Raw genomic sequence first — 21,477 nt, forward strand, 5'->3', positions numbered from 1 at the left:
GGGCGCACGTGAATATGGCACGGGCCGCCGCGCGGAGAGGGTCCTTGTCGGCCAACTGGCGCGAATACGCCAGGGCCGCCGAACGCCGGCGAGGAGATCGCCGTACGCGTTCAGCGGCCCTGGACGGTCCCTGCGTCAGCCCCGCCCGCCGTTGTTGCCGTTGTTGCCCCCGGTCTGGCCCTGGAACCAGTTCTCCGGGATGGAGAAGGTCGGGTTCGGGAAGGTGCCGCCGTTCCCGCCGCCGTCGGTGCCACCGTCGGCCTGGCCGCCGTTGTCGCCGTTGTCCCCGTCGTTGTCGCCGTTCCCGTTTCCGTTCCCATTGCCGTTCCCGTTGCCGTCGCCGCGGCCGTTGTCGGGGTTGGGGTTGGGGTTCGGGATGGGGACGATGTTGAAGGTCTCCACCGGCTTGCCCTCCAGGGCGCCGCTGACGGCGTCACGCCAGATCGGACCGGGGGTGTCACCGCCGTAGACCTCGCCGTGGTAGACGCCGCCGATGCGGATGTCGGTCATCTCGACGTTCTGCATGGCGCTGCCGACCCAGACCGCGCCCGAGATGTTCGGCGTGTAGCCGACGAACCAGGCGTTCTTGCGGGAGTCGGTGGTACCGGTCTTGCCGGCGCTCTGGCGGCCGTCCGTCAGACCCGCCTCCTTACCGGTACCGGAGTCGACCACACCGCGCAGGAGCGTGTTGATCGTGTCCGCGGTCTTCTCGCTCATCGCCCGCGAGCACGTCGACTTCGGCACCTCCAGCGACTTCCGCTCGTCCCCGGCCTTCCGCGTGATCGACTCGATGGCGACCGGGGAGCAGTACATGCCGCGGGCGGCGAAGGTCGCGTACGCGTTGGCCATCGTCAGCGGGGAGAGGCCGATCGCGCCCAGCGCGATCGAGGGCGTCTCGGGCAGCTTGTCGCCGTTGCCCTGCCGCACATGCAGGCCGTCGGTCATCTTCATGACCGGGCACAGCCCGATGTCGGAGATCATCTGCACGAAGTAGGTGTTGACCGACAGCTCCATGGCCTTCTGGAGCCGGTACGGGCCCTTCTCCGAGTCGGCCTCGTTCTCCAGCTTCTCCTGGCGGGTGTTCACCCACGGCGAGCTGTCGCACGTCTGGACCGGGCTCGGGTACTGCATCTGGTACGGCGACGAGTACTCCTGCGACGCCGGCCGGCCCTCCTCCAGCGCGGCCGCCGCCACGAAGGGCTTGAACGTCGAACCGGTCGGGAAGCCGAAGTTGGAGCCGCCGTAGGCCGCGTCGACCGAGAAGTTGTACTCGGTCTCGTTCTTTCCGTAGCCGTACGGCTTCGACTGGCCCATCGCGAGGATCTTGCCGGTGCCGGGCTCGACGAGCGTGGACGCCGCGGCGACCTTGTCGTCCTTGTAGACGTGGTCCTTGAGGGACTCCTCGACCGAGTTCTGCGACTGCGGGTCGAGCGTCGTACGGATCGTCAGACCGCCCTGGTTCCAGATCTTCGCCCGGTCCTCCTTGGTCTTGCCGAAGACCGGGTTGCTCTTGAAGACGCGCTCGACGTACTTGCAGAAGAAGCTGGCGCCCTGGACGGCCGTGATGCAGCCGTTGCGGGGCTGGCTCACCTTCAGGCCCAGCGGCTGCTTCGTCGCCTCGGCGGCCTCGGTCCGGGAGACGTCACCGACCTCGGCCATGCGCTGGAGCACGATGTTGCGCCGCTTGGTGGCCTCCGCCTCGTCGTTGACCGGGTCGTACCGGCTGGGCGACTGGACGATGCCCGCGAGCAGCGCCGACTCGGCGAGGGTGAGGTCCTTGGCGTGCTTGGAGAAATAGCGCTGGGCGGCCGCCTCGACGCCGTAGGCCTGCTGGCCGAAGAACGTGATGTTCAGGTAGTTCTCGAGGATCCTCTTCTTGCCGAGCTCCTCCTCGACCTGGATCGCGTACTTCAGCTCCTTGATCTTGCGGCCGAGGGTCTGCTGGGTGGCCTGCGCGACCTTCGTCGGGTCGTCGCCGGCCTCCTCCACGAAGACGTTCTTCACGTACTGCTGGGTGAGCGTCGAGGCGCCCTCCGCGACCCCGCCGCTCTGCGCGTTCTTGTTGAGCGCCCGCAGGACGCCCTTCAGGTCGATCGCGCCGTGCTGGTAGAAGCGCGAGTCCTCGATCGCGACGATCGCCTTCTGCATGTACGGCGAGACGTCCTTGAGGCCGACCACCGTGCGGTCACGCGAGTAGACCGTGGCGATCTGGCCGCCCTTGGCGTCGAGGATCGTGGTGCGCTGGCTCAGCGGGGGCGTCTTGAGGTTGGCCGGGAGCTCGTCGAAGCTCTCCACCGATCCCTTGGCCGCGAGGCCGAGTGCCCCGGCCGCGGGCAGGGCGATGCCGGCCATCACGGCTCCCGCGAGCACACTGACACCGAGGAACTTGGCGGCCTGCTGCGTGGAGGACAGGCCTCCGCCCGAGCGCTTGTTTGGCATGAGGGCAGCCTAATCCGTAGTCATGAACGTTCCGAAGGAGCGAGGGTCCTCGGGAGGTTCCCGTACCGGGATCGTGACGTCGGACGTGGTCTGCGTCACTCGTGCCCGGCTCACGGCCCGCCCGGCCCGCGGCCCGTTTGGGCGGCTGTGCGAAGGCAGGGCAAAGGTGAGTCCAAGGCAGGGCAAGGTCGACCGCCTACCTTCTCAATCGCCGGACACGCGTGAAGGCCTTGGCCTAAGCTGCTCTCAACTGTCACAGCAGTAGGGCCACGTATCAATACGTCCGGCGACCCCGAATCGTTCCGGAGGTTCCCCAACTTTTTTGGTGGGGGCGTGTCCGAATCCGCCTCGTGTGTCATCAGGTGCCCGTTGTGACGCAACACAACTGTCCCGGTTTGCCGGGATAATCACGCATGTCGCCAGGTCACTCCCCCGGGTGATCTGCCGCTTACGCATAGTCCGTTCGGGCCATTCAAGATTGGGCCCGAAGGGGGTGTTGCGCTGTGCCCACCTTCCGTAACGTCCTCAACTGGCGGCGGTGAATATGCCGCTGCCGCCGTGGGGGAGCCTCGATTCGGGAGAGGACGGCGCCGGTATGGGCTGGGTAACCGACTGGAGTGCGCAGGCGGCCTGCCGCACTACCGATCCGGATGAACTGTTTGTTCAGGGAGCAGCGCAGAACAGGGCCAAGGCGGTGTGTACCGGCTGCCCGGTGCGCACGGAGTGCCTGGCCGATGCGCTGGACAACCGCGTCGAGTTCGGCGTGTGGGGAGGGATGACGGAGCGGGAGCGCCGCGCACTGCTGCGCAGGCGGCCGACTGTCACTTCATGGCGCCGACTCCTGGAGACCGCGCGCACGGAATACGAGCGGGGGGCCGGGATTCTGCCCCTCGATGACGACGAGGTGTACGAGAACTATGCGGCGGTGAGCTGAGGGGTCCGGGGTACGGCGGAGTTCGGCGGGGTCCGGAGTACGGCTCTCCAGGCCCCTGGCAGGGGCTTCGGCCCATGTGTCCGCCGCGGTTCTTCAGAGGCCTCAGCTGTTCAGTGGGCTCAGCTGTTCAGTGGGCTCGGCTCAGGCGTCGGTCTCCGGCAGTTCCGGACGCCCCGCCGCGAGCCGGTCACCGATGTCCCGCAGTCCCGCGAGGTCGTGGACATCGCCGGGCAGCGCGGCCACTTCGGCCACCGCCACCTCCGGGTGGAGCGCGGTGAAGCGGTCACGCGTGCGCTGCTCGCGGGAGAGCAGTCGCATACGGTCGGCGTGCAGCCTCAGCAGGCCTGCGGTGAGTTGTTCGACGCTGCGGTCCGGGGCGACGGGGGAGTCGGGCTCGGACGCGGGCTCGGACGTGGGACCGGGCTCGGACGCGGGAGATTCTGAGACTGCGGCTGGTTCTGAACTGCCGTACGTGTCGGGAGAGTTACGAAGTCCAGCTTTCCCGCCGTCCTGATCGACAATGCGGGGCTCTTCAAGATTTTCCGCGGCGGCGAGTGCCCGCTCGGCCGACAGCCGGGCGGCGCCGCTGCCGTGGACCCGGTTGAGCACCAGACCCGCCAGCGGCATGTCCTCCGCCGCCAGCCGCTCCACGAAGTACGCGGCCTCCCGCAGCGCGTCCCGCTCCGGCGCCGCCACCACCAGGAACGCCGTACCGGGCGCCTGGAGCAGCTTGTACGTCGCGTCCGCCCGGGTGCGGAATCCGCCGAACGTCGTGTCCATCGCGGCCACGAAGGTCTGCACGTCCTTGAGCAGCTGACCGCCCAGCAGCTTGCCCAGGGTGCCCGTCATCATCGACATCCCGACGTTCAGGAACTTCATCCCCGCGCGTCCGCCCAGCTTGGCCGGGGCGGTCAGCAGCCGGATCAGCCGGCCGTCGAGGAAGGATCCGAGCCGCTTCGGCGCGTCCAGGAAGTCGAGGGCGGAGCGGGACGGCGGTGTGTCGACGACGATCAGGTCCCATTCGTCGCGCGCTCGCAGCTGCCCGAGCTTCTCCATCGCCATGTACTCCTGCGTGCCCGCGAAGCCCGCCGAGAGTGACTGGTAGAACGGGTTGCCCAGGATCGCGGCCGCCCGCTCGCGGTCCGCGTGCGCCTCGACGATCTCGTCGAACGTGCGCTTCATGTCGAGCATCATCGCGTGCAGTTCGCCGCTCGCGGAGTCGTCGAGGCCCTTCACCCGGCGCGGCACATTGTCCAGCGAGTCGATGCCCATCGACTGGGCGAGCCGACGGGCCGGGTCGATGGTGAGCACGACGACCTTGCGGCCCCGCTCGGCTGCCCTGAGGCCCAGCGCCGCCGCGGTGGTCGTCTTGCCGACCCCGCCCGAGCCGCAGCACACCACGATGCGGGTCTTCGCGTCGTCGATCAGGGGGTCGAGGTCGAGTGTGCGGGTGGGGGAGAGGTGGTGGCGGGGGTTGTCGGTGGTGTCGCGTGTGCTGTGCTGGGGGTGGCGGGGGTTGTCGGTGGGTTGGCGGGTGCTGTCCGTGGTCTGGCGGGTCTCCTGGGTCGGGTCCGGACTCATGACATCCCCTGTTCCCGCAGTTCGGTGGCGAGTTCGTACAGGCCCGCCAGGTCCATGCCCTCGGCGAGCAGCGGCAGTTCGTGCAGCGGCAGGCCCAGCTCGCCCAGGACGGCCCGCTGCTCGTGCTCCAGGGTGTACCGCTCGGCGTACTCCTCGGCCTGGACGAGGAGCGGGTCCACCAGCCGCTCGGCCCGGCCACCGCGCCGGGCCCCGCCGAGCCCCGCGGCGGACAGGGACTGTGCGAGGGAGGAACGAGCCGTGCCCCGCACGAGTTCCAGATCGGTCGCGTCCAACACCTCCGGCCGCACCATGTTCACCATGATCCGGCCCACCGGGAGCCGGGCCGCCCGTAGCTCGGCGATGCCGTCCGCGGTCTCCTGGACGGGCATCTCCTCCAGGAGCGTTACCAGGTGGACGGCCGTCTCGGACGACTTCAGCACCCGCATGACCGCCTGCGCCTGGTTGTGTATCGGGCCGATCTTGGCGAGCCCCGCGACCTCGTCGTTGACGTTCAGGAAGCGGGTGATACGGCCCGTGGGGGGTGCGTCCATGACCACGTAGTCGTAGGCGAACCGGCCCGACTTGTCCTTTCGGCGGACCGCCTCGCACGCCTTGCCCGTCAGGAGGACGTCCCTGAGGCCGGGGGCGATGGTGGTCGCGAAGTCGATCGCACCCAGCTTTTTGAGCGCCCTGCCGGCCCCGCCCAGCTTGTAGAACATCTGGAGGTAGTCCAGAAGGGCCAGTTCGGGGTCGATGGCCAGTGCGTACACCTCCCCGCCCCCGGGAGCGACGGCGATCTTCCGCTCCTCATAAGGCAGCGCTTCCGTTTCGAAGAGCTGCGCGATGCCCTGGCGGCCCTCCACCTCGACGAGAAGCGTGCGCTTCCCCTCGGTGGCGAGAGCCAACGCGAGAGCCGCGGCGACCGTGGTCTTTCCGGTCCCGCCCTTGCCGCTGACGACCTGAAGCCTGCTCACGTATTCGAGCGTAACCAGTTGGCGGCCGGGCTAAGCAGGAGGCTGTGGATAACGGGGGCGTGGGGTGGGTGTGGGCAGCGGCTAAAGTCGGCCGCATGACCAAGAAGTGGGAATACTCGACCGTGCCGCTGCTCGTCCACGCCACGAAGCAGATTCTGGACACCTGGGGCGAGGACGGGTGGGAGCTCGTGCAGGTCGTGCCCGGGCCGAACAACCCCGAGCAGCTCGTCGCCTACCTCAAGCGGGAGAAGGCGTGAGCGGGGCGGTCGAGGCGCGGCTGGCCGAGCTGGGGCTGACGCTGCCGGAGGTTGTGCCTCCGCTTGCCGCGTATCAGCCTGCCGTGCTCAGTGGGGTGTACGTGTACACGGCCGGGCAGCTTCCGATGGTGGAGGGCAAGCTGCCTGTCACCGGGAAGGTGGGGGCGGAGGTCACGCCGGAGGAGGCCAAATCGCTGGCGCGTACGTGTGCGCTGAACGCTCTGGCCGCAGTGAAGTCCGTCGCCGGTGATCTGGACCGGATCGCTCGTGTTGTGAAGGTCGTGGGGTTCGTCGCCTCGGCCTCCGACTTCACGGGGCAGCCGGGGGTGGTGAACGGCGCGAGCGAGCTTCTCGCCGAGGTGCTGGGCGAGAAGGGCGTCCACGCGCGCAGCGCGGTGGGGGTGGCTGTGCTGCCGCTGGATGCGCCGGTCGAGGTCGAGGTGCAGGTGGAGCTGGCCGGGGCGTGATGCCTCGCGGCGCGCTGTGCGGGTCCGGTGGGGGTGTCTGTAGCGCCCAGGGCTGTGTGGTGGGTCGGGGCCGGGTCGGGGGGTGTCCGTCCTCGGTCCGGCGGTGCTGTGTCTCCTAGAGGTGCTGCGTGTTGGACGCCGGCCGCTGCGGGCGGACACCCCCCGCCCCGTCCCCTTACCGCCGTGGGCGGCTGAGACGCCCCGGCGAACGGTGCCTTCTCAACATCGGCGGCTGTCCCACCTAAGGGGCGCGGGGAACTGCGCGACCAGCCACAACGAACCCGCACCCGCCATACGACCGAACAAGACACCCCAGACGGCGAAACCCGCACGGCCTGCCCTACGGCAACCGCGGCTTGCCTTCTTTTAGGGGCGCGGGGAACTGCGCGACAAGCCACGACGGACCCGCAGCCGCCCTACGACCGAACAAGGCACCCCAGACGGCGAAACCCGCACGTCCACCCCACGGCAACTGCGGCTCCCCCAGGGGCGCGGGGAACTGCGCGACCAGCCCCCACCCACCCGCCCACGACACACAACCTGACACGGCCCCCCAAGCGGAGTTAGCCTCCGGCCATGGCAAACGGGCAGTGGTACCCCCCGGAGTGGCCGGACCGCATCCGTGCCCTGGCGAGCGGGACTCTCACACCGGCGGCCCCCAGGCGCGCGGCCACGGTGATGCTCCTGAAGGACGGCGAGAGCGGCCCCCTCGTGCACATGCTGCGCAGACGCGCGTCCATGGCCTTCGCCGGAGGGGCGTACGCGTATCCGGGCGGCGGAGTGGATCCCCGGGACGACGAGCGTCACGTCGGCTGGGCGGGCCCCACGCGCGCGTGGTGGGCGAAGAGGCTGGGTGTGGAGGAGACGACGGCGCAGGCGATCGTGTGCGCGGCCGTGCGGGAGACGTACGAGGAGGCGGGGGTCCTGCTCGCGGGCCCGGCGGCGGACTCCGTGGTGGGGGACACGACGGGTGAGGACTGGGAGGCCGATCGGGCCGCTCTGGTCGGCCGTGAGCTGTCCTTCGCGGAGTTTCTGGACCGGCGAGGGCTGGTGCTCCGTTCGGACCTCCTGGGGGCCTGGACACGCTGGATCACGCCGGAGTTCGAGCCGCGCCGTTATGACACGTGGTTCTTCGTGGCCGCGCTCCCGGAGGGGCAGCGCACGCGCAACGCCTCCACGGAGGCCGATCGCACGGTGTGGATCCGGCCGAGGGAGGCGGCGGTGTCGTACGACGAGGGCGACCTGCTGATGATGCCGCCCACCATCGCGACCCTGCGCCAGCTGATCCCGTACGCCACGGCCGCTGAGGCGCTCGCCGCGGCCCCTGAGCGTGATCTGACGCCGGTGCTGGCGCGGGCCCGTCTGGAGGGCGACGAGATCGTTCTGTCCTGGCCGGGCCACGACGAGTTCACCAAGCACGTCCCGAACGATTCTCCGACGGGTGGAGCCTCCGCATGACCGACGCCGCAGCCCTGCCCGGCCAGCCACGGGGCGGGGTCCTCTCGGGCCCCGCCACCCCGCGGGCCGTCAACGTTCTCGCGCCCAACGCCTCGGCGATGACGCTGGACGGGACGAACACCTGGATCCTGGCCGAGCCCGACGCGGACCTGGCCGTCGTGGTCGATCCGGGGCCGCTGGACGAGGCGCATCTGCGGCATGTCGTCGATACGGCGGAGAAGGCCGGCAGGCGCGTCGTCCTGACCCTGTTGACGCACGGGCATCCGGACCACGCCGAGGGCGCCGCCCGGTTCGCCGAGCTGACGGGCACGAAGGTGCGGGCGCTGGATCCCGCGCTGCGGCTGGGCGACGAGGGGCTGGGTGCCGGGGACGTGGTGGAGGTCGGCGGGCTGGAGCTGAGGGTCGTCCCGACGCCCGGCCACACCGCCGACTCCCTGTGCTTCCACCTGCCGGCGGACCAGGCGGTGCTGACCGGTGACACGATCCTGGGGCGCGGTACGACGGTCGTGGCGCACCCCGACGGCCGTCTCGGCGACTACCTGGACTCACTGCGGCGCCTCAGGTCGCTCACGGTCGACGACGGCGTGCACACCGTGCTCCCGGGCCACGGGCCCGTCCTGGAGGACGCCCAGGGCGCCGTGGAGTTCTACCTCGCCCACCGCGCGCACCGCCTCGCCCAGGTCGAGACCGCCGTGGAGGGCGGCTGCCGGACGTCCGCCGAGGTCGTGGCGCACGTGTACCACGACGTGGACCGCTCCCTCTGGCCCGCCGCGGAGCTGTCGGTGCGGGCACAGGTGGAGTACCTGGAGGAGCACGGCCTCATCTGACGACCTCGTCCCGGGGGCGGCAGGACAGCCCCCAGGACGCTCAGCGGGACCGCTTGGCCAGCCGCTCGACGTCCAGCAGGATCACGGCCCGCGCCTCCAGGCGGAGCCAACCGCGCTGGGCGAAGTCGGCGAGGGCCTTGTTGACCGTCTCGCGGGACGCGCCGACCAACTGGGCCAGTTCCTCCTGGGTGAGGTCGTGGACGACGTGGATGCCCTCCTCGGACTGCACGCCGAAGCGGCGGGAGAGGTCCAGCAGGGCGCGGGCCACGCGGCCGGGGACGTCCGAGAAGACGAGGTCGGACATCGCGTCGTTGGTGCGGCGCAGTCGGCGGGCGACGGCGCGCAGCAGCGCGGTGGCCACCTCGGGGCGGGCGTTCAGCCAGGGCTGGAGGTCGCCGTGGCCGAGGCCGAGCAGCTTGACCTCGGTCAGCGCGGTGGCGGTCGCCGTGCGCGGGCCCGGGTCGAAGAGGGACAGCTCTCCGATGAGTTCGCCGGGGCCGACGACGGCCAGCATGTTCTCGCGCCCGTCGGGGGATGTGCGGTGGAGCTTGACCTTGCCCTCGGTGACGACGTAGAGCCGGTCGCCCGGATCGCCCTCATGGAAGAGGGAGTCGCCACGCGCAAGAGTCACCTCACTCATGGAGGCGCGCAGTTCCGCGGACTGCTCGTCGTCGAGTGCCGCGAAGAGCGGGTTGCGCCGCAGAACGTCGTCCACGAGTTCTCTCCTTGTCGACCTGCTCAGGGGATCTTGTTCCCCTTGGTACAGGGGACCACGGTGCCCATTTTGCCGGACGGTCCAAACAGTGTGATCTGTCACAAGGATGCCGCACACCTGTGCCGGGGTAAGCGGCAGGGGGCCAATTGGGGGCCGATCTTCGGGGTCCGGGGCGGATGTCAGTGCCGGGCTCTAGGCTGGCCGGGTGTCCAAATCGCCGGTGAGAGCACAGGCCAAGGGGGCTGGACGGGTGGTTGTACGTCGAGATTCCGCTGTGGGCGAACAGGACCCCGGTGGCGGAAAGAAAACGGCAAAAGCGACAAAGAAGGCTGCGGTGGAAGACGGTCCGGCGAAGAGGGTCACGGCGAAGCAGACCTCGGCGAAGAAGACTCCGGCGAAGAAGGCCGTGGTGAAGAAGGCCGCCGCGTTGAAGAAGGCGGTCGTCGCTCCGAAGAAGGCCGCCGCCCCGGTGAAGAAGGCGACCCCGGTCAAGCCCGTCGCCGTGGCGTCCCCGAGGAGCGAGTCGCACACCGCCCTCGTCCGCCGAGCCCGCCGTATCAACCGCGAACTCGCGGAGGTCTACCCGTACGCCCACCCCGAGTTGGACTTCGAGAACTCCTTCCAGCTGGTCGTCGCGACGGTCCTGTCCGCCCAGACCACCGACCTGAGGGTCAATCAGACGACGCCCGCGCTCTTCGCCAAGTACCCCACCCCGGAGGACCTGGCCGTCGCCGACCCGGAGGAGGTCGAGGAGATCCTGCGGCCCACCGGGTTCTTCCGCGCCAAGACCAAGTCGGTCATAGGGCTGTCGAAGGCCCTGGTGGAGAACTTCGGCGGTGAGGTCCCCGGGCGACTTGAGGACCTCGTCAAGCTGCCCGGAGTCGGGCGCAAGACCGCCTTCGTCGTCCTCGGCAACGCCTTCGGGCGGCCGGGCATCACCGTCGACACGCACTTCCAGCGGCTGGTGCGGCGCTGGCAGTGGACCACCGAGACCGAGCCCGACAAGATCGAGGCCGCCATAGGGGCGCTCTTCCCCAAGAGCGACTGGACGATGCTCTCGCATCACGTGATCTTCCACGGGCGCCGTATCTGCCACGCCCGCAAGCCCGCCTGTGGCGCCTGCCCCATCGCCCCGCTCTGCCCGGCGTACGGCGAGGGCGAGACGGACCCGGACAAAGCCGCCAAGCTCCTCAAGTACGAGAAGGGCGGCTTCCCGGGCCAGCGTCTGAAGCCCCCGCAGGCCTATCTGGACGCCGGCGGGAAACCCGCTCCGCCGCTGGGCGCCGGATGAGTCACGCGGCGACACGCCGTTGGGTACGTTCACAGGAACGATCTCGGGGGTGGCGGGCGTTGGACCGGGCAGGACGACGGGGGTGGAGATGACGCGCGTGAGCAAGACACAGGGCGGGCCGGTGACGCTCAGCAAGGCGGGCCTGCCGGCCTGGCTGGATCCGGTGGTGCACGCCGTGGAGACGGTCGAGCCGTTGCAGCTCAGCCGCTTCCTGCCGCCCGAGGACGGGGCAGGGCGGCAGTCCGCCGTGCTGGTCCTGTTCGGTGAGGGCGCGTGCGGCCCCGAGCTGCTGCTCATGGAGCGGGCGAGCTCCCTGCGGTCGCACGCCGGCCAGCCCGCCTTCCCCGGAGGCGCCCTCGACCCGGAGGACGGTGATCCGAAGGGTGACGGGCCGCTTCGGGCCGCTCTGCGCGAGGCCGAGGAGGAGACCGGGCTCGACCCGTCCGGCGTCCAGCTCTTCGGCGTGCTGCCCAAGCTGTACATCCCGGTCAGCGGCTTCGTCGTGACCCCCGTGCTGGGCTGGTGGCGCGAGCCCAGCCCGGTCGGCGTCGTCGACCCGAACGAGACCGCCCGCGTCTTCACGGTCCCCGTGTCCGATCTCACGGACCCCGGCAACCGCGCCACCACCGTTCACCCCAGCGGTCACCGAGGTCCGGCATTCCTGGTCGAATCCGCCCTCGTGTGGGGCTTCACCGCCGGAATCATCGACCGCCTGCTCCACTACTCGGGCTGGGAGCGTCCCTGGGACCGGGACAACCATGTCCCCCTCGACTGGCGTGCGTGACAGGGTGAACTTCGTGCCGTGTCTTCCCGGGGGACACTGTGTCCGATTGCCGCTGCACGGCGGATCGGACTCCCGGCCGACCTGTGATGAGCGTGAAGTGACGAGGCGAGGCTTGAACCGGTGAACGTGCTGGACATCCTGTTGCTGGTCGCCGCCGTGTGGTTCGCGATCGTGGGCTATCGCCAGGGCTTCGTCGTCGGCATCCTGTCGGTGATCGGCTTCCTGGGCGGCGGCCTCGTCGCGGTCTACCTGCTGCCCGTCATCTGGGACGCGCTGACCGACAAGGCCGAGGTCGGCACGACCGCCGCCGTCGTCGCGGTCGTCGTCGTCATCGTCTGCGCCTCCGTCGGCCAGGCCCTGACCACCCATCTCGGCAACAAACTGCGCCGGTACATCACCTGGTCCCCGGCCCGCGCGCTGGACGCCACCGGCGGCGCCCTCGTCAACGTCGTCGCGATGCTCCTGGTCGCCTGGCTGATCGGCTCCGCGCTCGCGCAGACCACGTTGCCCACCCTGGGCAAGGAGGTCCGCAACTCGAAGCTGCTGCTCGGCGTGCAGGAGGTGCTGCCCACCGCGGCCGACACCTGGTTCAAGGACTTCACCTCGGTCCTCGCGCAGAACGGCTTCCCCCAGGTCTTCAGCCCGTTCTCGAACGAGCCGATCAAGGAGGTCGAGCCCCCGGACCCGGCTCTCGCGAACAGCGCCGTCGCCACCCGCGCCCAGCGCTCCATCGTCAAGGTCATGGGCACCGCCCAGAGCTGCGGCAAGGTCCTGGAGGGCACCGGCTTCGTCTTCGGCGACCGCCGCGTCATGACCAACGCGCATGTCGTCGGCGGCGTCGACGAGCCCACCGTCCAGATAGGCGGAGAGGGCAGGAAGTACGACGCCACGGTCGTCCTCTACGACTGGCAGCGCGACATCGCCGTCCTCGACGTACCCGATCTGGACGCGCCCGCGCTGCGGTTCACCACCGATGACGCGGCCAGCGGCGACGGCGCGATCGTCGCGGGATTCCCGGAGAACGGGGCATATGACGTGCGCGCCGCGCGCGTGCGCGGGCGCATCACGGCCAGCGGTCCGGACATCTACCACCGCGGCACGGTCCGTCGCGATGTGTACTCCCTCTACGCGACCGTCCGCCAGGGCAACTCCGGCGGCCCGCTGCTCACCCCCGACGGGAAGGTGTACGGCGTGGTCTTCGCGAAGTCCCTGGACAGCGCCGAGACGGGCTACGCACTCACCGCGGACGAGATCCAGCAGGACATCGCCAAGGGGCGCACCGCGAACCAGCAGGTGGACAGCGACAGCTGCGCACTGTGAACCCCGGATTCAAGAACCCGCGGTTCAGGAGGGGTGCGAAAAAAAGGGGGGCGCGTCAGCCTCGGGGATGACGCAGGCGTACCGAGACCCAGCGGGCCCGGCGGCGCAGGATGCGCGGGATGCCCACCCGGAGGTCCGTGCCGCCCGCAAGCTGCGGGGCACCGCCTCGTTGGTGGGAGCTCAGGCCTCCGGCCGAGCGTCGGTTGCGTGCTGCGTCACTGTAGTCGTGCGTCCAGCCCATACCCCGACGTGTGCCCCTGCCCCAAGGTCGATAACCACCCCCAGGGCCCCCAATTGGCCTATGCGGCAGGCAATTGGCTGTTCGTAGTACAGCTGTTCAGGGTTGGAATACCGGGGTCGGGCACCAGGCGCAGCGGAACGGTCACCGACCGGGTCGATCAGCGGTCGGATTCGGTCACTGGTCGGGTTCGGTCACCGGTCGGGTTCCGGGTCCTTCAGCCAGTTGATCAGCTCGGTGGAGAAGGCGACCGGGTCCTCCTCGTGCGGGAAGTGTCCGAGCCCGTCGAACAGCCGCCAGCGGTACGGCGCTTCGACGTACTCCCCGGAGCCGGCCGCGCTGCGGGTGCGCATCACGGGGTCGAGCGAGCCGTGGAGATGGAGGGTCGGCACCCGCACCGGGCGCTTCATCCGCCGGTTGAACTGGATGCCGTCCGGACGGGCCATGGAGCGGACCATCCAGCGGTACGGCTCGACCGAACAGTGCGCGGTCGACGGGATGAGGATCGCCCGGCGGTACGTCTCCACCGCCTCGTCGTCCGGCAGGCGCGGCCCCGACCAGTCCCGGATGAGACGGGCGACGAGCGCGCCGTCGTCCGCGGTCAGCTGCCGCTCGGGCACCCAGGGGCGCTGGAACCCCCAGATGTAGGACCCGGCGCGCGTCTGCTTGACGTCGGAGAGCATCGCCGAGCGCCAGCGCCGGGGGTGCGGCATCGAGGCGACGGTGAGCCGTCGTACGAGCTTCGGGCGCATCGCGGCCGCCGTCCACGCCAGATAGCCGCCCAGGTCGTGGCCGACCAGCGCGGCGTCCGGCTCGCCGAGGGAGCGGATCACGCCGGTGATGTCGAGGGCGAGGTTGGCCGGGTCGTACCCGCGCGGAGTGCGGTCGCTGCCGCCGACACCGCGCAGGTCCATGGCCACGGCCCGGAAGCCCGCGTCGGCGAGTGCCGGGAGCTGGTGCCGCCAGGTCCACCAGAACTGCGGGAAGCCGTGCAGCAGCAGCACCAGCGGCCCGTCGCCCAGCTCGGCGATGTGGAAGCGCGCCCCGTTGGCGGCGACCTCCCGGTGGGTCACCTTTCTCCCGCCCGGGAGGACGTCCGGTCGTACGACCGAAGCGGGCTGGGCCAAAGGTGTGGCGGGATCCGTCATGACGACGAGCGTGCCACAGCCTCGATGGCCTTCGCGTCCCGGACCCGCTCCTCCAGCACCTTGTTGTCGGACCGCGGGTGCGGCTTGGCGTTCTGGAGGACGCCCGCCGTCTCCTTCATGGAGGCGGCGACCTTCTGCGGGCCCTTGCCCTTCTTCGCCTTCTTGGCGAAGACGACGCCGATCAGGCCGAGGAGGAGGGCGATCAGGACGTTCGCCGCGAAGGACAGCAGGAAGCACCAGCCGAGGTTCCAGCCGCCCTCGCCGTTGTGACCGCCTGTCCAGGCCTGGATGCCGTACGCCAGGGCGAAGTTCAGCATCGGCAGGGAGAACACGAGGATCGCGCCCGCCACGGTGAACGCGCCGCCGCTCGTGGCGCCCCGCTTCACGTCCTGCTTGAGCTGTGCCTTCGCCAGGGCGATCTCGTCGTGCACCAGTGCGGACATCTCGGTCGTCGCCGAGGCGAACAACTGGCCGATACTGCGTTCGGCGCCGACCGGGCTGCCGTCGGGTGCGCTCATCGCGGTCTCCCTACTTCCGACCAAGTGCGTATGGTCTTGTCTTTTGTACCGTCCCGTCAGATCATGCCGGACGGTCGTCCTCATCGCTTGCCCCGCCCGCCACTTCGGCAAGCGGGTCGCGCTCGGCGGCCTTCCGTTCGGCGATCCGGCGGTGCTCGGCGGCCTTGTGCTCGTAGATCTCGGCCATCCTCAGGTGGTACGCCGGATCATCCTCCTCGTAGATGTCCGGCACGCCGCTGCGGTCGTCGTCGCGCTCCTCCGCCTCGACCAGACGGCGGTACTTGGCGTTCCGTATCTTCAGCAGAGCCGTCGCCAGAACGGCCGCGATGAGGGAGCCCGTCAGTACGGCCGCCTTGACCTCGTCCGTCAGGGCGGCGTCGCCGTCAAAGGCGAGCTCGCCGATGAGCAGCGAGACGGTGAACCCGATGCCGGCCAGGGTCGCCACCGCGAAGACGTCCGCCCATTCCAGGTCCTCGCTCAGCGATGCCCGGGTGAAGCGGGCCGTGAGCCAGGTCCCGCCGAAGATGCCGAGCGCCTTGCCGAGGACGAGCCCGAGGACCACCCCGAGCGTCTCCGGTTTGGTGAACACGTCCCCGAGCGCGCCCCCGGAGATGGAGACACCGGCGCTGAACAGCGCGAACAGCGGTACGGCCAAGCCCGCCGACAACGGCCGTACGAGATGTTCGATGTGCTCGCCGGGGGAGTGCTCCTCGCCCTCGCGCCGGGTGCAGCGCAGCATCAGGCCCATCGCGACGCCCGCGATGGTCGCGTGGACACCGCTGTTGTACATCAGCGTCCAGATCACGAGCGCGAGCGGGACGTACACGTACCAGCCGCGTACGCCCTTGCGCAGCAGCAGCCAGAAGACGGCGAGGCCGACCGCCGCCCCGCCCAGCGCGAAGAAGTCGAGGTCCGCGGTGAAGAAGACCGCGATGATCAGGATCGCGAAGAGGTCGTCGACGACGGCGAGGGTGAGGAGGAAGGCGCGCAGGGCGTTCGGCAGGGACGTACCGATGACGGCGAGCACCGCCAGCGCGAAGGCGATGTCGGTGGCGGTCGGGACGGCCCAGCCCTGGAGCGAGCCGCCGCCGGTGACATTGGTGAGCACGTAGACCAGCGCCGGTACGGCCATCCCGCACAGTGCGGCGATCACGGGCAGTGCGGCCGCCTTGGGGTCCTTCAGTTCGCCCGCGACCAGTTCGCGCTTGAGCTCGACACCGGCGACGAAGAAGAAGATCGCGAGGAGCCCGTCGGCCGCCCAGTGCGCGATCGACAGGTCCAGTCCCAGCGCCTCGGGGCCCAGATGGAAGTGGCTGACGCTCTGGTAACTGTCGCGCACCGCCGGGACGTTCGCCCAGACCAGCGCCGTTACGGCGGCGAGGAGCAGTAGTACGCCACCGACCGTCTCGGTCCGCAGCGCGTCCGCCACGAAGTTCCGCTCGGGCAGGGACAGCCGTCCGAAGACCTTGCGGGTGGGGGTGGTGCGGGGCGCGGGCACGAGGGGGGCCTCCGGTCGATGGGCAGCACGAATCGCTTGCCGACCAGACTTCCCGGCACACCTTGGTTGTTTAGCTTAGCTAAGTACGGCGGGGGATGCACTTCGAGCGCCGGGGGGTGTGGGGACTCGCCGCCCCCCACACCCCCCGGGCCGGGTCAGTCCTCGGTCGGCGCGGCGGGCAGCTTCGCCTGGATGAGGTCCATGACCGTCGAGTCGGTCAGCGTGGTGACATCACCGAGCTGACGGTTCTCCGCGACATCCCGCAGCAGTCGCCGCATGATCTTGCCGGAGCGGGTCTTGGGCAGCTCCGCCACCGGCAGGATCCGCTTCGGCTTGGCGATCGGGCCGAGAGCCGCGCCGACGTGGTTGCGCAGGTCGGCGACGAGGTTCTCGTCCTCCGCGTTGGCCGTGCCGCGCAGGATGACGAAGGCGACGATGGCCTGACCGGTCGTCTCGTCGGCGGCACCGACGACGGCGGCCTCGGCGACCGAGGGGTGCGACACGAGCGCCGACTCCACCTCGGTGGTGGAGATGTTGTGCCCGGAGACGAGCATGACGTCGTCCACCCGGCCCAGCAGCCAGATGTCCCCGTCGTCGTCCTTCTTGGCCCCGTCGCCCGCGAAGTACTTGCCCTCGAAGCGCGCCCAGTACGTGTCGAGGAACCGCTGGTCGTCGCCCCAGATGGTGCGCAGCATCGACGGCCACGGCTCGGTGAGGACCAGGTAGCCGCCACCGCCGTTCGGTACCTCGTTCGCCTCGTCGTCGACGACGGTCGCGGCGATACCGGGCAGCGGGGTCTGTGCGGAACCGGGCTTGGTCGCGGTCACGCCCGGCAGCGGCGAGATCATCATCGCGCCGGTCTCGGTCTGCCACCAGGTGTCCACGATCGGCGTGGTGTCGGCGCCGATGTGCTTGCGGTACCAGATCCAGGCCTCGGGGTTGATGGGCTCACCGACCGAGCCGAGGATGCGCAGGCTGGACAGGTCGAACTTCGCGGGGATGTCGTCGCCCCACTTCATGAACGTACGGATCGCCGTCGGCGCCGTGTACAGGATCGTCACGCCGTACTTCTGCACGATCTCCCAGAAGCGGCCCTGGTGCGGCGTGTCCGGCGTGCCCTCGTACATGACCTGGGTGGCGCCGTTCGCGAGCGGGCCGTAGACGATGTACGAGTGCCCGGTGACCCAGCCGACGTCGGCGGTGCACCAGTAGACGTCGGTCTCCGGCTTGAGGTCGAAGACGGCGTGGTGGGTGAACGCGGTCTGGGTGAGGTAGCCGCCGGAGGTGTGCAGGATGCCCTTCGGCTTACCCGTCGTACCGGACGTGTAGAGGATGAAGAGCGGGTGCTCCGCGTCGAAGGCCTCGGGCGTGTGCTCGGCCGACTGCCGCTCGACGATCTCGTGCCACCACACGTCCCGGCTGTCGTCCCACGCGACCTCCTGGCCGGTACGGCGTACGACGAGCACGTGCTCGACATTGCCTGCCTTGTCGGCCGCCTCGTCGACCGCGGGCTTGAGCGCGGACGGCTTGCCGCGCCGGTAGCCGCCGTCGGAGGTGATGACGACCTTGGCGTCCGCGTCCTGGATCCGGGTCGCGAGGGCGTCCGCCGAGAAGCCGCCGAAGACCACGGAGTGCGCGGCCCCGATGCGGGCGCACGCGAGCATCGCGACCGCGGTCTCGGGAATCATCGGCATGTAGACGGCGACCCGGTCGCCCTTCTGGACCCCCAGCTCCAGCAGGGCGTTCGCGGCCTTGGAGACCTCGTCCTTGAGCTCGGCGTAGGTGATCGCACGGCTGTCGCCGGGCTCGCCCTCGAAGTGGATGGCGACCCGGTCGCCGTGGCCGGCCTCCACATGCCGGTCGACGCAGTTGTAGGCGACGTTGAGCTCGCCGTCCTTGAACCACTTGGCGAAGGGCGGGTTCGACCAGTCCAGGGTCTCGGTCGGCTCCTTGGCCCAGCTCAGTCGGCGGGCCTGCTCGGCCCAGAATCCGAGCCGGTCAGCCTTGGCCTGCTCATACGCCTCCGCGGTGACGTTGGCGTTCGCGGCCAGGTCGGCGGGGGGTGCGAACCTGCGCTCTTCCTTGAGCAGGTTGGCCAGGCTTTCGTTGCTCACGGCATCTGCCTTTCCCAGGGTGTCCGTTGTGTCCCAAGCCACAGCTCATCAGACCGGGGGTGCGATGACAAGGGGCGATGGGCGATTGGTGTAGACCTGTGGACGGGGTCGTTCCTGCCCCTTCCAACGGGCGGGGGTCATCCGTACCCACGGACGCCGACCAGGCAGAGTTCAGTCTCTGTAACGCCTTTCACACTCAGTGCGGGGTGCGGGTGAAGCGCGCTGACGGGACGGCCCCGGTGAAGTCGGTACCGGGGCCGTCCCAGAGCGTGTCCGGTCGCGCCCGGCAGCGCCGGCGCCCCGGGCGGCTCACGCCGTCAGGTCCGCCGCCTCCACATGGTGGAACAGCTCGTCCTCGCCCGCCCCGGTGAGCAGGTAGGCCTGGGCCTCGCCCACGTGGAAGTACATGCCGTGCAGCTGGAGCGCACCTTCCCCGAGGGCGCGGGTGACCGACTCGTGGGTGCGCAGGTGCTCCAACTGCTGGACCACGTTGGTCAGACAGAGCTGCTCCACCGCGTCGGCGGGTGCCCGGCCGGCGAGCCGGGCCCAGGGCCGGCCGTCGTCGGCCATGCGCTCCAGACTCGGCAGACCGTGCCGCAGCCACCGCTTGAGCGGGGTCTGGGCCCCGCCCGGCTCGGAGTTCATCAGCGCCTGCATGGCCCCGCACCCGGAGTGCCCGCACACCGTGATGGAGCGGACCTTCAGCACGTCCACCGCGTACTCGATCGCCGCCGCCACCGAGTCGTCGCCGCTCTCCTGGCCGCGCGGCGGGACGAGGTTGCCCACGTTGCGCACCACGAACAGGTCGCCAGGACCGCTGGAGGTGATCATCGAGGTGACCAGCCGCGAGTCGGCGCAGGTGAGGAACAGCTGGGAGGGTCGCTGTCCCTCGCGCGCCAGCCGGGCCAGCTCACCCCGCACCAGCGGTGCGGTGTGGCGCTGGAACGCGCTGATGCCACGCGCCAGTTGGTGCGAACTCGGTCCCTCGGAGCAGTCCGGCCCGCTCGCGTGCCCGCCGGCGTCCGGTGCCGACCGCGGGGGCGCGCACTGGTGGTTGCGCCAGGGCGTCCAGGGGCTGCAACGGCAGCTCGACGTCTCCCTCGTCGGCTCGGCGGCCGCGCCCCCGGCGCGGAAACCGGTCGTGCTTCCGGGCTCGCCGATGCGGATCCCGGCCCGGCGGCCGGTCAGCTCCACGGAACCGCCCTGCGCGGTGTGCGCCTTCTGCCAGTCCTGGAGCGCCTCGTAGGCGGCGTGGTCCATGAACGAGCCGTCCAACTCCACGACGACGCGGGCGCCCTGGGGCACGAGATGCAGGGCTCTGCTGAGCCGTGGCACCGCGAGGAACGTCAACTGCCCTCGTACGTGTACGTGATGGACTCCTTCCGTTACGTCGTGGGTGATGCGGGTGCGGGTGAGGCGGTGCAGGGCGACGGCGACGGCGACGGCGATCCCCAGCGTCACGCCCTCCAGGACGCCGATGATCACCACGCCGAGGGTGGTGACGGCGTACACCAGCACCTCTCGGTGGCGGGTCACCGTGCGGATGTGGTGCAGGGACACCATCTGGATGCCGACGGCCATCACCAGGGCGGCGAGCGAGGCGAGTGGGATGAACTCCAGGATCGGGACCATCAGCAGCGCGGCGATCACTACGAGAACGCCGTGCAGCATCGTGGAGTTCCGGCCGACGGCACCGGCCTGGACATTCGCAGAACTGCGCACGGCGACGCCCGCGACGGGCAGTCCGCCGAGGGTGCCGGAGACGATGTTGGCGGCACCCTGGCCGAGCAGTTCACGGTCCAGGTCGGAGCGCCCGACACGGCCGGACAGGCCGGGACGGCCGGCCACCAGCTTGTCCACGGCCACCGCGCCGAGCAGCGACTGCACGCTGCACACCAGTGTGGTGGTGAGCACGGCGGCGACCAGGCCCAGCACGGGGCCCTCGGGAAGTCCGGCCAGGGCGTGGCTGCGCCAGGACGGCAGGTCGACCTTGGGCAGGGTCAGCCCGGCGAGCGAGGCGGCGGCGGTGGCTCCGGCGACGGCCACGAGCGCGGCCGGAATCCTGCGCAGGAACCGCCCGACGCGGCCGGGCAGGCGCGGCCAGAGGAAGAGCAGCGCCAGGGTCAGCGCGCTGACCGACACCGCTGCGGGATGCAGGTTCGCCAGCTGGGCGGGCAGCGCCCGCAGGTTGTCGAGGACGGAGCTCTGCGGGGTGTCGCCGAGGACGATGTGCAGCTGGGCGACGGCGATGGTGACGCCGATGCCGGCGAGCATGCCGTGCACGATCGCGGGGCTGACGGCGAGGGCGCTGCGAGCCACGCGCAGGCAGCCCAGGCCCAGTTGGGCGAGCCCGGCCAGGACGGTGATGGCGCAGGTGGTGCGCCAGCCGTAGCGGTGGATGAGGTCGGCGGTGACGACGGTGAGGCCGGCGGCGGGACCGCTGACCTGGAGCGGGGACCCGCCGAGCCGTCCGGCGACGATCCCTCCGACGGCGGCCGCGACGAGGCCGGCCTGGAGGGGCGCGCCGGTGGCGAGGGCGATGCCGAGGGACAGCGGAAGGGCGATCAGGAAGACCGCGATGGACGCCGACACGTCGGCACCCGCGATGCGCGGACGGCGGCGGGGGCCCGGCGGCGGGCTGTGGGGCTGATGGACGCGCTTCGTCCGATTCGAGTGGGCGGCGCGAGTGGGTACGCAGGCTGGCATTTTCCCGTCTCCTCCGGGGCAGCGCGGTCGCGGATCTGGTGGTCCCCCGTCGATGGCGGGGGGTCGGGTCGGCGGCCGTGGGTCACGGCGTGCAGCGGCGGGATGATTCAACGCTCGGTAAATGGATCGTAATGCAGAGTAAAGGCCAGGCATGGACTTTCCCGGCAAATGGGCTAATAGGTAACTCGCACGAGTGAAGTGGCAATTT

General features: G+C 70.1%; 18 protein-coding genes. 8 read left to right on the plus strand and 10 right to left on the minus strand.

The window, feature by feature from the left end; genetic code table 11:
• Positions 1-135: 135 nt before the first annotated feature.
• Positions 136-2,439, minus strand: a complete 2,304-nt coding sequence (locus SLINC_RS24915) for a transglycosylase domain-containing protein (protein ID WP_067437263.1) — start codon at positions 2,437-2,439, stop codon at positions 136-138.
• Positions 2,440-3,034: 595 nt separating this feature from the next.
• On the opposite strand from SLINC_RS24915, the gene wblA reads away from it, so the two are divergent.
• Positions 3,035-3,373, plus strand: coding sequence for a transcriptional regulator WblA (gene wblA / locus SLINC_RS24920; RefSeq protein WP_067033339.1), 339 nt, complete (start codon positions 3,035-3,037; stop codon positions 3,371-3,373).
• 141 nt (positions 3,374-3,514) lie between these two features.
• Here the strand turns inward: wblA and bagB are convergent, their stop codons facing one another.
• Entirely contained in the window at positions 3,515-4,954 is a 1,440-nt protein-coding gene (gene bagB / locus SLINC_RS24925) for an ATPase BagB (protein ID WP_079164710.1), read from the minus strand.
• Positions 4,951-5,928, minus strand: coding sequence for an ATPase BagA (bagA, locus tag SLINC_RS24930; RefSeq protein WP_067437265.1), 978 nt, complete (start codon positions 5,926-5,928; stop codon positions 4,951-4,953). The genes bagB and bagA overlap by 4 nt, the downstream gene beginning before the upstream one ends.
• A gap of 95 nt (positions 5,929-6,023) precedes the next feature.
• On the opposite strand from bagA, the gene SLINC_RS47405 reads away from it, so the two are divergent.
• The 4 genes from SLINC_RS47405 (at position 6,024) to SLINC_RS24945 (ending at position 8,937) form a co-directional block, all read left to right on the plus strand.
• On the plus strand, positions 6,024-6,185 hold the full coding sequence (locus SLINC_RS47405; RefSeq protein ID WP_107406664.1) for a DUF4177 domain-containing protein: 162 nt from the start codon (positions 6,024-6,026) through the stop codon (positions 6,183-6,185).
• On the plus strand, positions 6,182-6,652 hold the full coding sequence (locus SLINC_RS24935) for a RidA family protein (RefSeq protein WP_067437268.1): 471 nt from the start codon (positions 6,182-6,184) through the stop codon (positions 6,650-6,652). The genes SLINC_RS47405 and SLINC_RS24935 overlap by 4 nt, the downstream gene beginning before the upstream one ends.
• Before the next feature lie 576 nt (positions 6,653-7,228).
• Complete coding sequence (locus SLINC_RS24940; RefSeq protein WP_067437271.1) at positions 7,229-8,110, plus strand: NUDIX hydrolase; 882 nt, start codon at positions 7,229-7,231, stop codon at positions 8,108-8,110.
• A complete protein-coding gene (locus SLINC_RS24945; protein WP_067437275.1) occupies positions 8,107-8,937 on the plus strand; it encodes an MBL fold metallo-hydrolase in 831 nt (276 codons plus the stop codon). The genes SLINC_RS24940 and SLINC_RS24945 overlap by 4 nt, the downstream gene beginning before the upstream one ends.
• A gap of 40 nt (positions 8,938-8,977) precedes the next feature.
• Here the strand turns inward: SLINC_RS24945 and SLINC_RS24950 are convergent, their stop codons facing one another.
• Positions 8,978-9,652, minus strand: a complete 675-nt coding sequence (locus SLINC_RS24950) for a Crp/Fnr family transcriptional regulator (protein ID WP_015658871.1) — start codon at positions 9,650-9,652, stop codon at positions 8,978-8,980.
• A gap of 250 nt (positions 9,653-9,902) precedes the next feature.
• On the opposite strand from SLINC_RS24950, the gene nth reads away from it, so the two are divergent.
• The 3 genes from nth (at position 9,903) to SLINC_RS24965 (ending at position 13,047) form a co-directional block, all read left to right on the plus strand.
• Complete coding sequence (gene nth, locus SLINC_RS24955; protein ID WP_079164711.1) at positions 9,903-10,943, plus strand: endonuclease III; 1,041 nt, start codon at positions 9,903-9,905, stop codon at positions 10,941-10,943.
• A gap of 88 nt (positions 10,944-11,031) precedes the next feature.
• Positions 11,032-11,727 (plus strand): NUDIX hydrolase, encoded by a 696-nt coding sequence (locus tag SLINC_RS24960; protein ID WP_067445688.1) that lies wholly within the window; start codon positions 11,032-11,034, stop codon positions 11,725-11,727.
• A 120-nt stretch (positions 11,728-11,847) separates the two neighbouring features.
• Entirely contained in the window at positions 11,848-13,047 is a 1,200-nt protein-coding gene (locus SLINC_RS24965; RefSeq protein WP_067437281.1) for a MarP family serine protease, read from the plus strand.
• A gap of 55 nt (positions 13,048-13,102) precedes the next feature.
• Here the strand turns inward: SLINC_RS24965 and SLINC_RS49435 are convergent, their stop codons facing one another.
• From SLINC_RS49435 to SLINC_RS24990, 6 genes are all read right to left on the minus strand, one after another.
• Positions 13,103-13,288, minus strand: coding sequence for a hypothetical protein (locus SLINC_RS49435; protein WP_079164712.1), 186 nt, complete (start codon positions 13,286-13,288; stop codon positions 13,103-13,105).
• A gap of 191 nt (positions 13,289-13,479) precedes the next feature.
• A complete protein-coding gene (locus SLINC_RS24970; RefSeq protein ID WP_067437285.1) occupies positions 13,480-14,433 on the minus strand; it encodes an alpha/beta fold hydrolase in 954 nt (317 codons plus the stop codon).
• On the minus strand, positions 14,430-14,951 hold the full coding sequence (locus tag SLINC_RS24975; RefSeq protein WP_067437288.1) for a phage holin family protein: 522 nt from the start codon (positions 14,949-14,951) through the stop codon (positions 14,430-14,432). Before SLINC_RS24975 ends, SLINC_RS24970 begins: the two co-directional genes overlap by 4 nt.
• 61 nt (positions 14,952-15,012) lie before the next feature.
• Positions 15,013-16,449, minus strand: coding sequence for a Na+/H+ antiporter NhaA (nhaA, locus tag SLINC_RS24980; protein ID WP_067437291.1), 1,437 nt, complete (start codon positions 16,447-16,449; stop codon positions 15,013-15,015).
• 155 nt (positions 16,450-16,604) lie between these two features.
• Positions 16,605-18,563: an acetate--CoA ligase gene (acs, locus tag SLINC_RS24985; RefSeq protein WP_067437294.1), complete on the minus strand. Its 1,959-nt coding sequence runs from the start codon at positions 18,561-18,563 to the stop codon at positions 16,605-16,607.
• A gap of 309 nt (positions 18,564-18,872) precedes the next feature.
• The gene (locus SLINC_RS24990; protein ID WP_067437297.1) at positions 18,873-21,269 is read right to left on the minus strand and encodes a bifunctional SulP family inorganic anion transporter/carbonic anhydrase; all 2,397 of its coding nucleotides are present in this window, start codon (positions 21,267-21,269) and stop codon (positions 18,873-18,875) included.
• Between the last annotated feature and the right edge of the window lie 208 nt (positions 21,270-21,477).

It is taken from the genome of Streptomyces lincolnensis (assembly GCF_001685355.1).
GTDB lineage: Bacteria > Actinomycetota > Actinomycetes > Streptomycetales > Streptomycetaceae > Streptomyces > Streptomyces lincolnensis.

Excerpts from the sequence above, each read along its gene's own strand:
- SLINC_RS24915 (WP_067437263.1), bottom strand. The coding sequence starts at position 2,439 with ATGCCAAACAAGCGCTCGGGCGGAGGCCTGTCCTCCACGCAGCAGGCC.
- wblA (WP_067033339.1), top strand. The coding sequence starts at position 3,035 with ATGGGCTGGGTAACCGACTGGAGTGCGCAGGCGGCCTGCCGCACTACC.
- bagB (WP_079164710.1), bottom strand. The coding sequence starts at position 4,954 with ATGAGTCCGGACCCGACCCAGGAGACCCGCCAGACCACGGACAGCACC.
- SLINC_RS47405 (WP_107406664.1), top strand. The coding sequence starts at position 6,024 with ATGACCAAGAAGTGGGAATACTCGACCGTGCCGCTGCTCGTCCACGCC.
- SLINC_RS24940 (WP_067437271.1), top strand. The coding sequence starts at position 7,229 with ATGGCAAACGGGCAGTGGTACCCCCCGGAGTGGCCGGACCGCATCCGT.
- SLINC_RS24945 (WP_067437275.1), top strand. The coding sequence starts at position 8,107 with ATGACCGACGCCGCAGCCCTGCCCGGCCAGCCACGGGGCGGGGTCCTC.
- SLINC_RS24960 (WP_067445688.1), top strand. The coding sequence starts at position 11,032 with ATGACGCGCGTGAGCAAGACACAGGGCGGGCCGGTGACGCTCAGCAAG.
- SLINC_RS49435 (WP_079164712.1), bottom strand. The coding sequence starts at position 13,288 with ATGGGCTGGACGCACGACTACAGTGACGCAGCACGCAACCGACGCTCG.
- SLINC_RS24970 (WP_067437285.1), bottom strand. The coding sequence starts at position 14,433 with ATGACGGATCCCGCCACACCTTTGGCCCAGCCCGCTTCGGTCGTACGA.
- SLINC_RS24975 (WP_067437288.1), bottom strand. The coding sequence starts at position 14,951 with ATGAGCGCACCCGACGGCAGCCCGGTCGGCGCCGAACGCAGTATCGGC.
- SLINC_RS24990 (WP_067437297.1), bottom strand. The coding sequence starts at position 21,269 with ATGCCAGCCTGCGTACCCACTCGCGCCGCCCACTCGAATCGGACGAAG.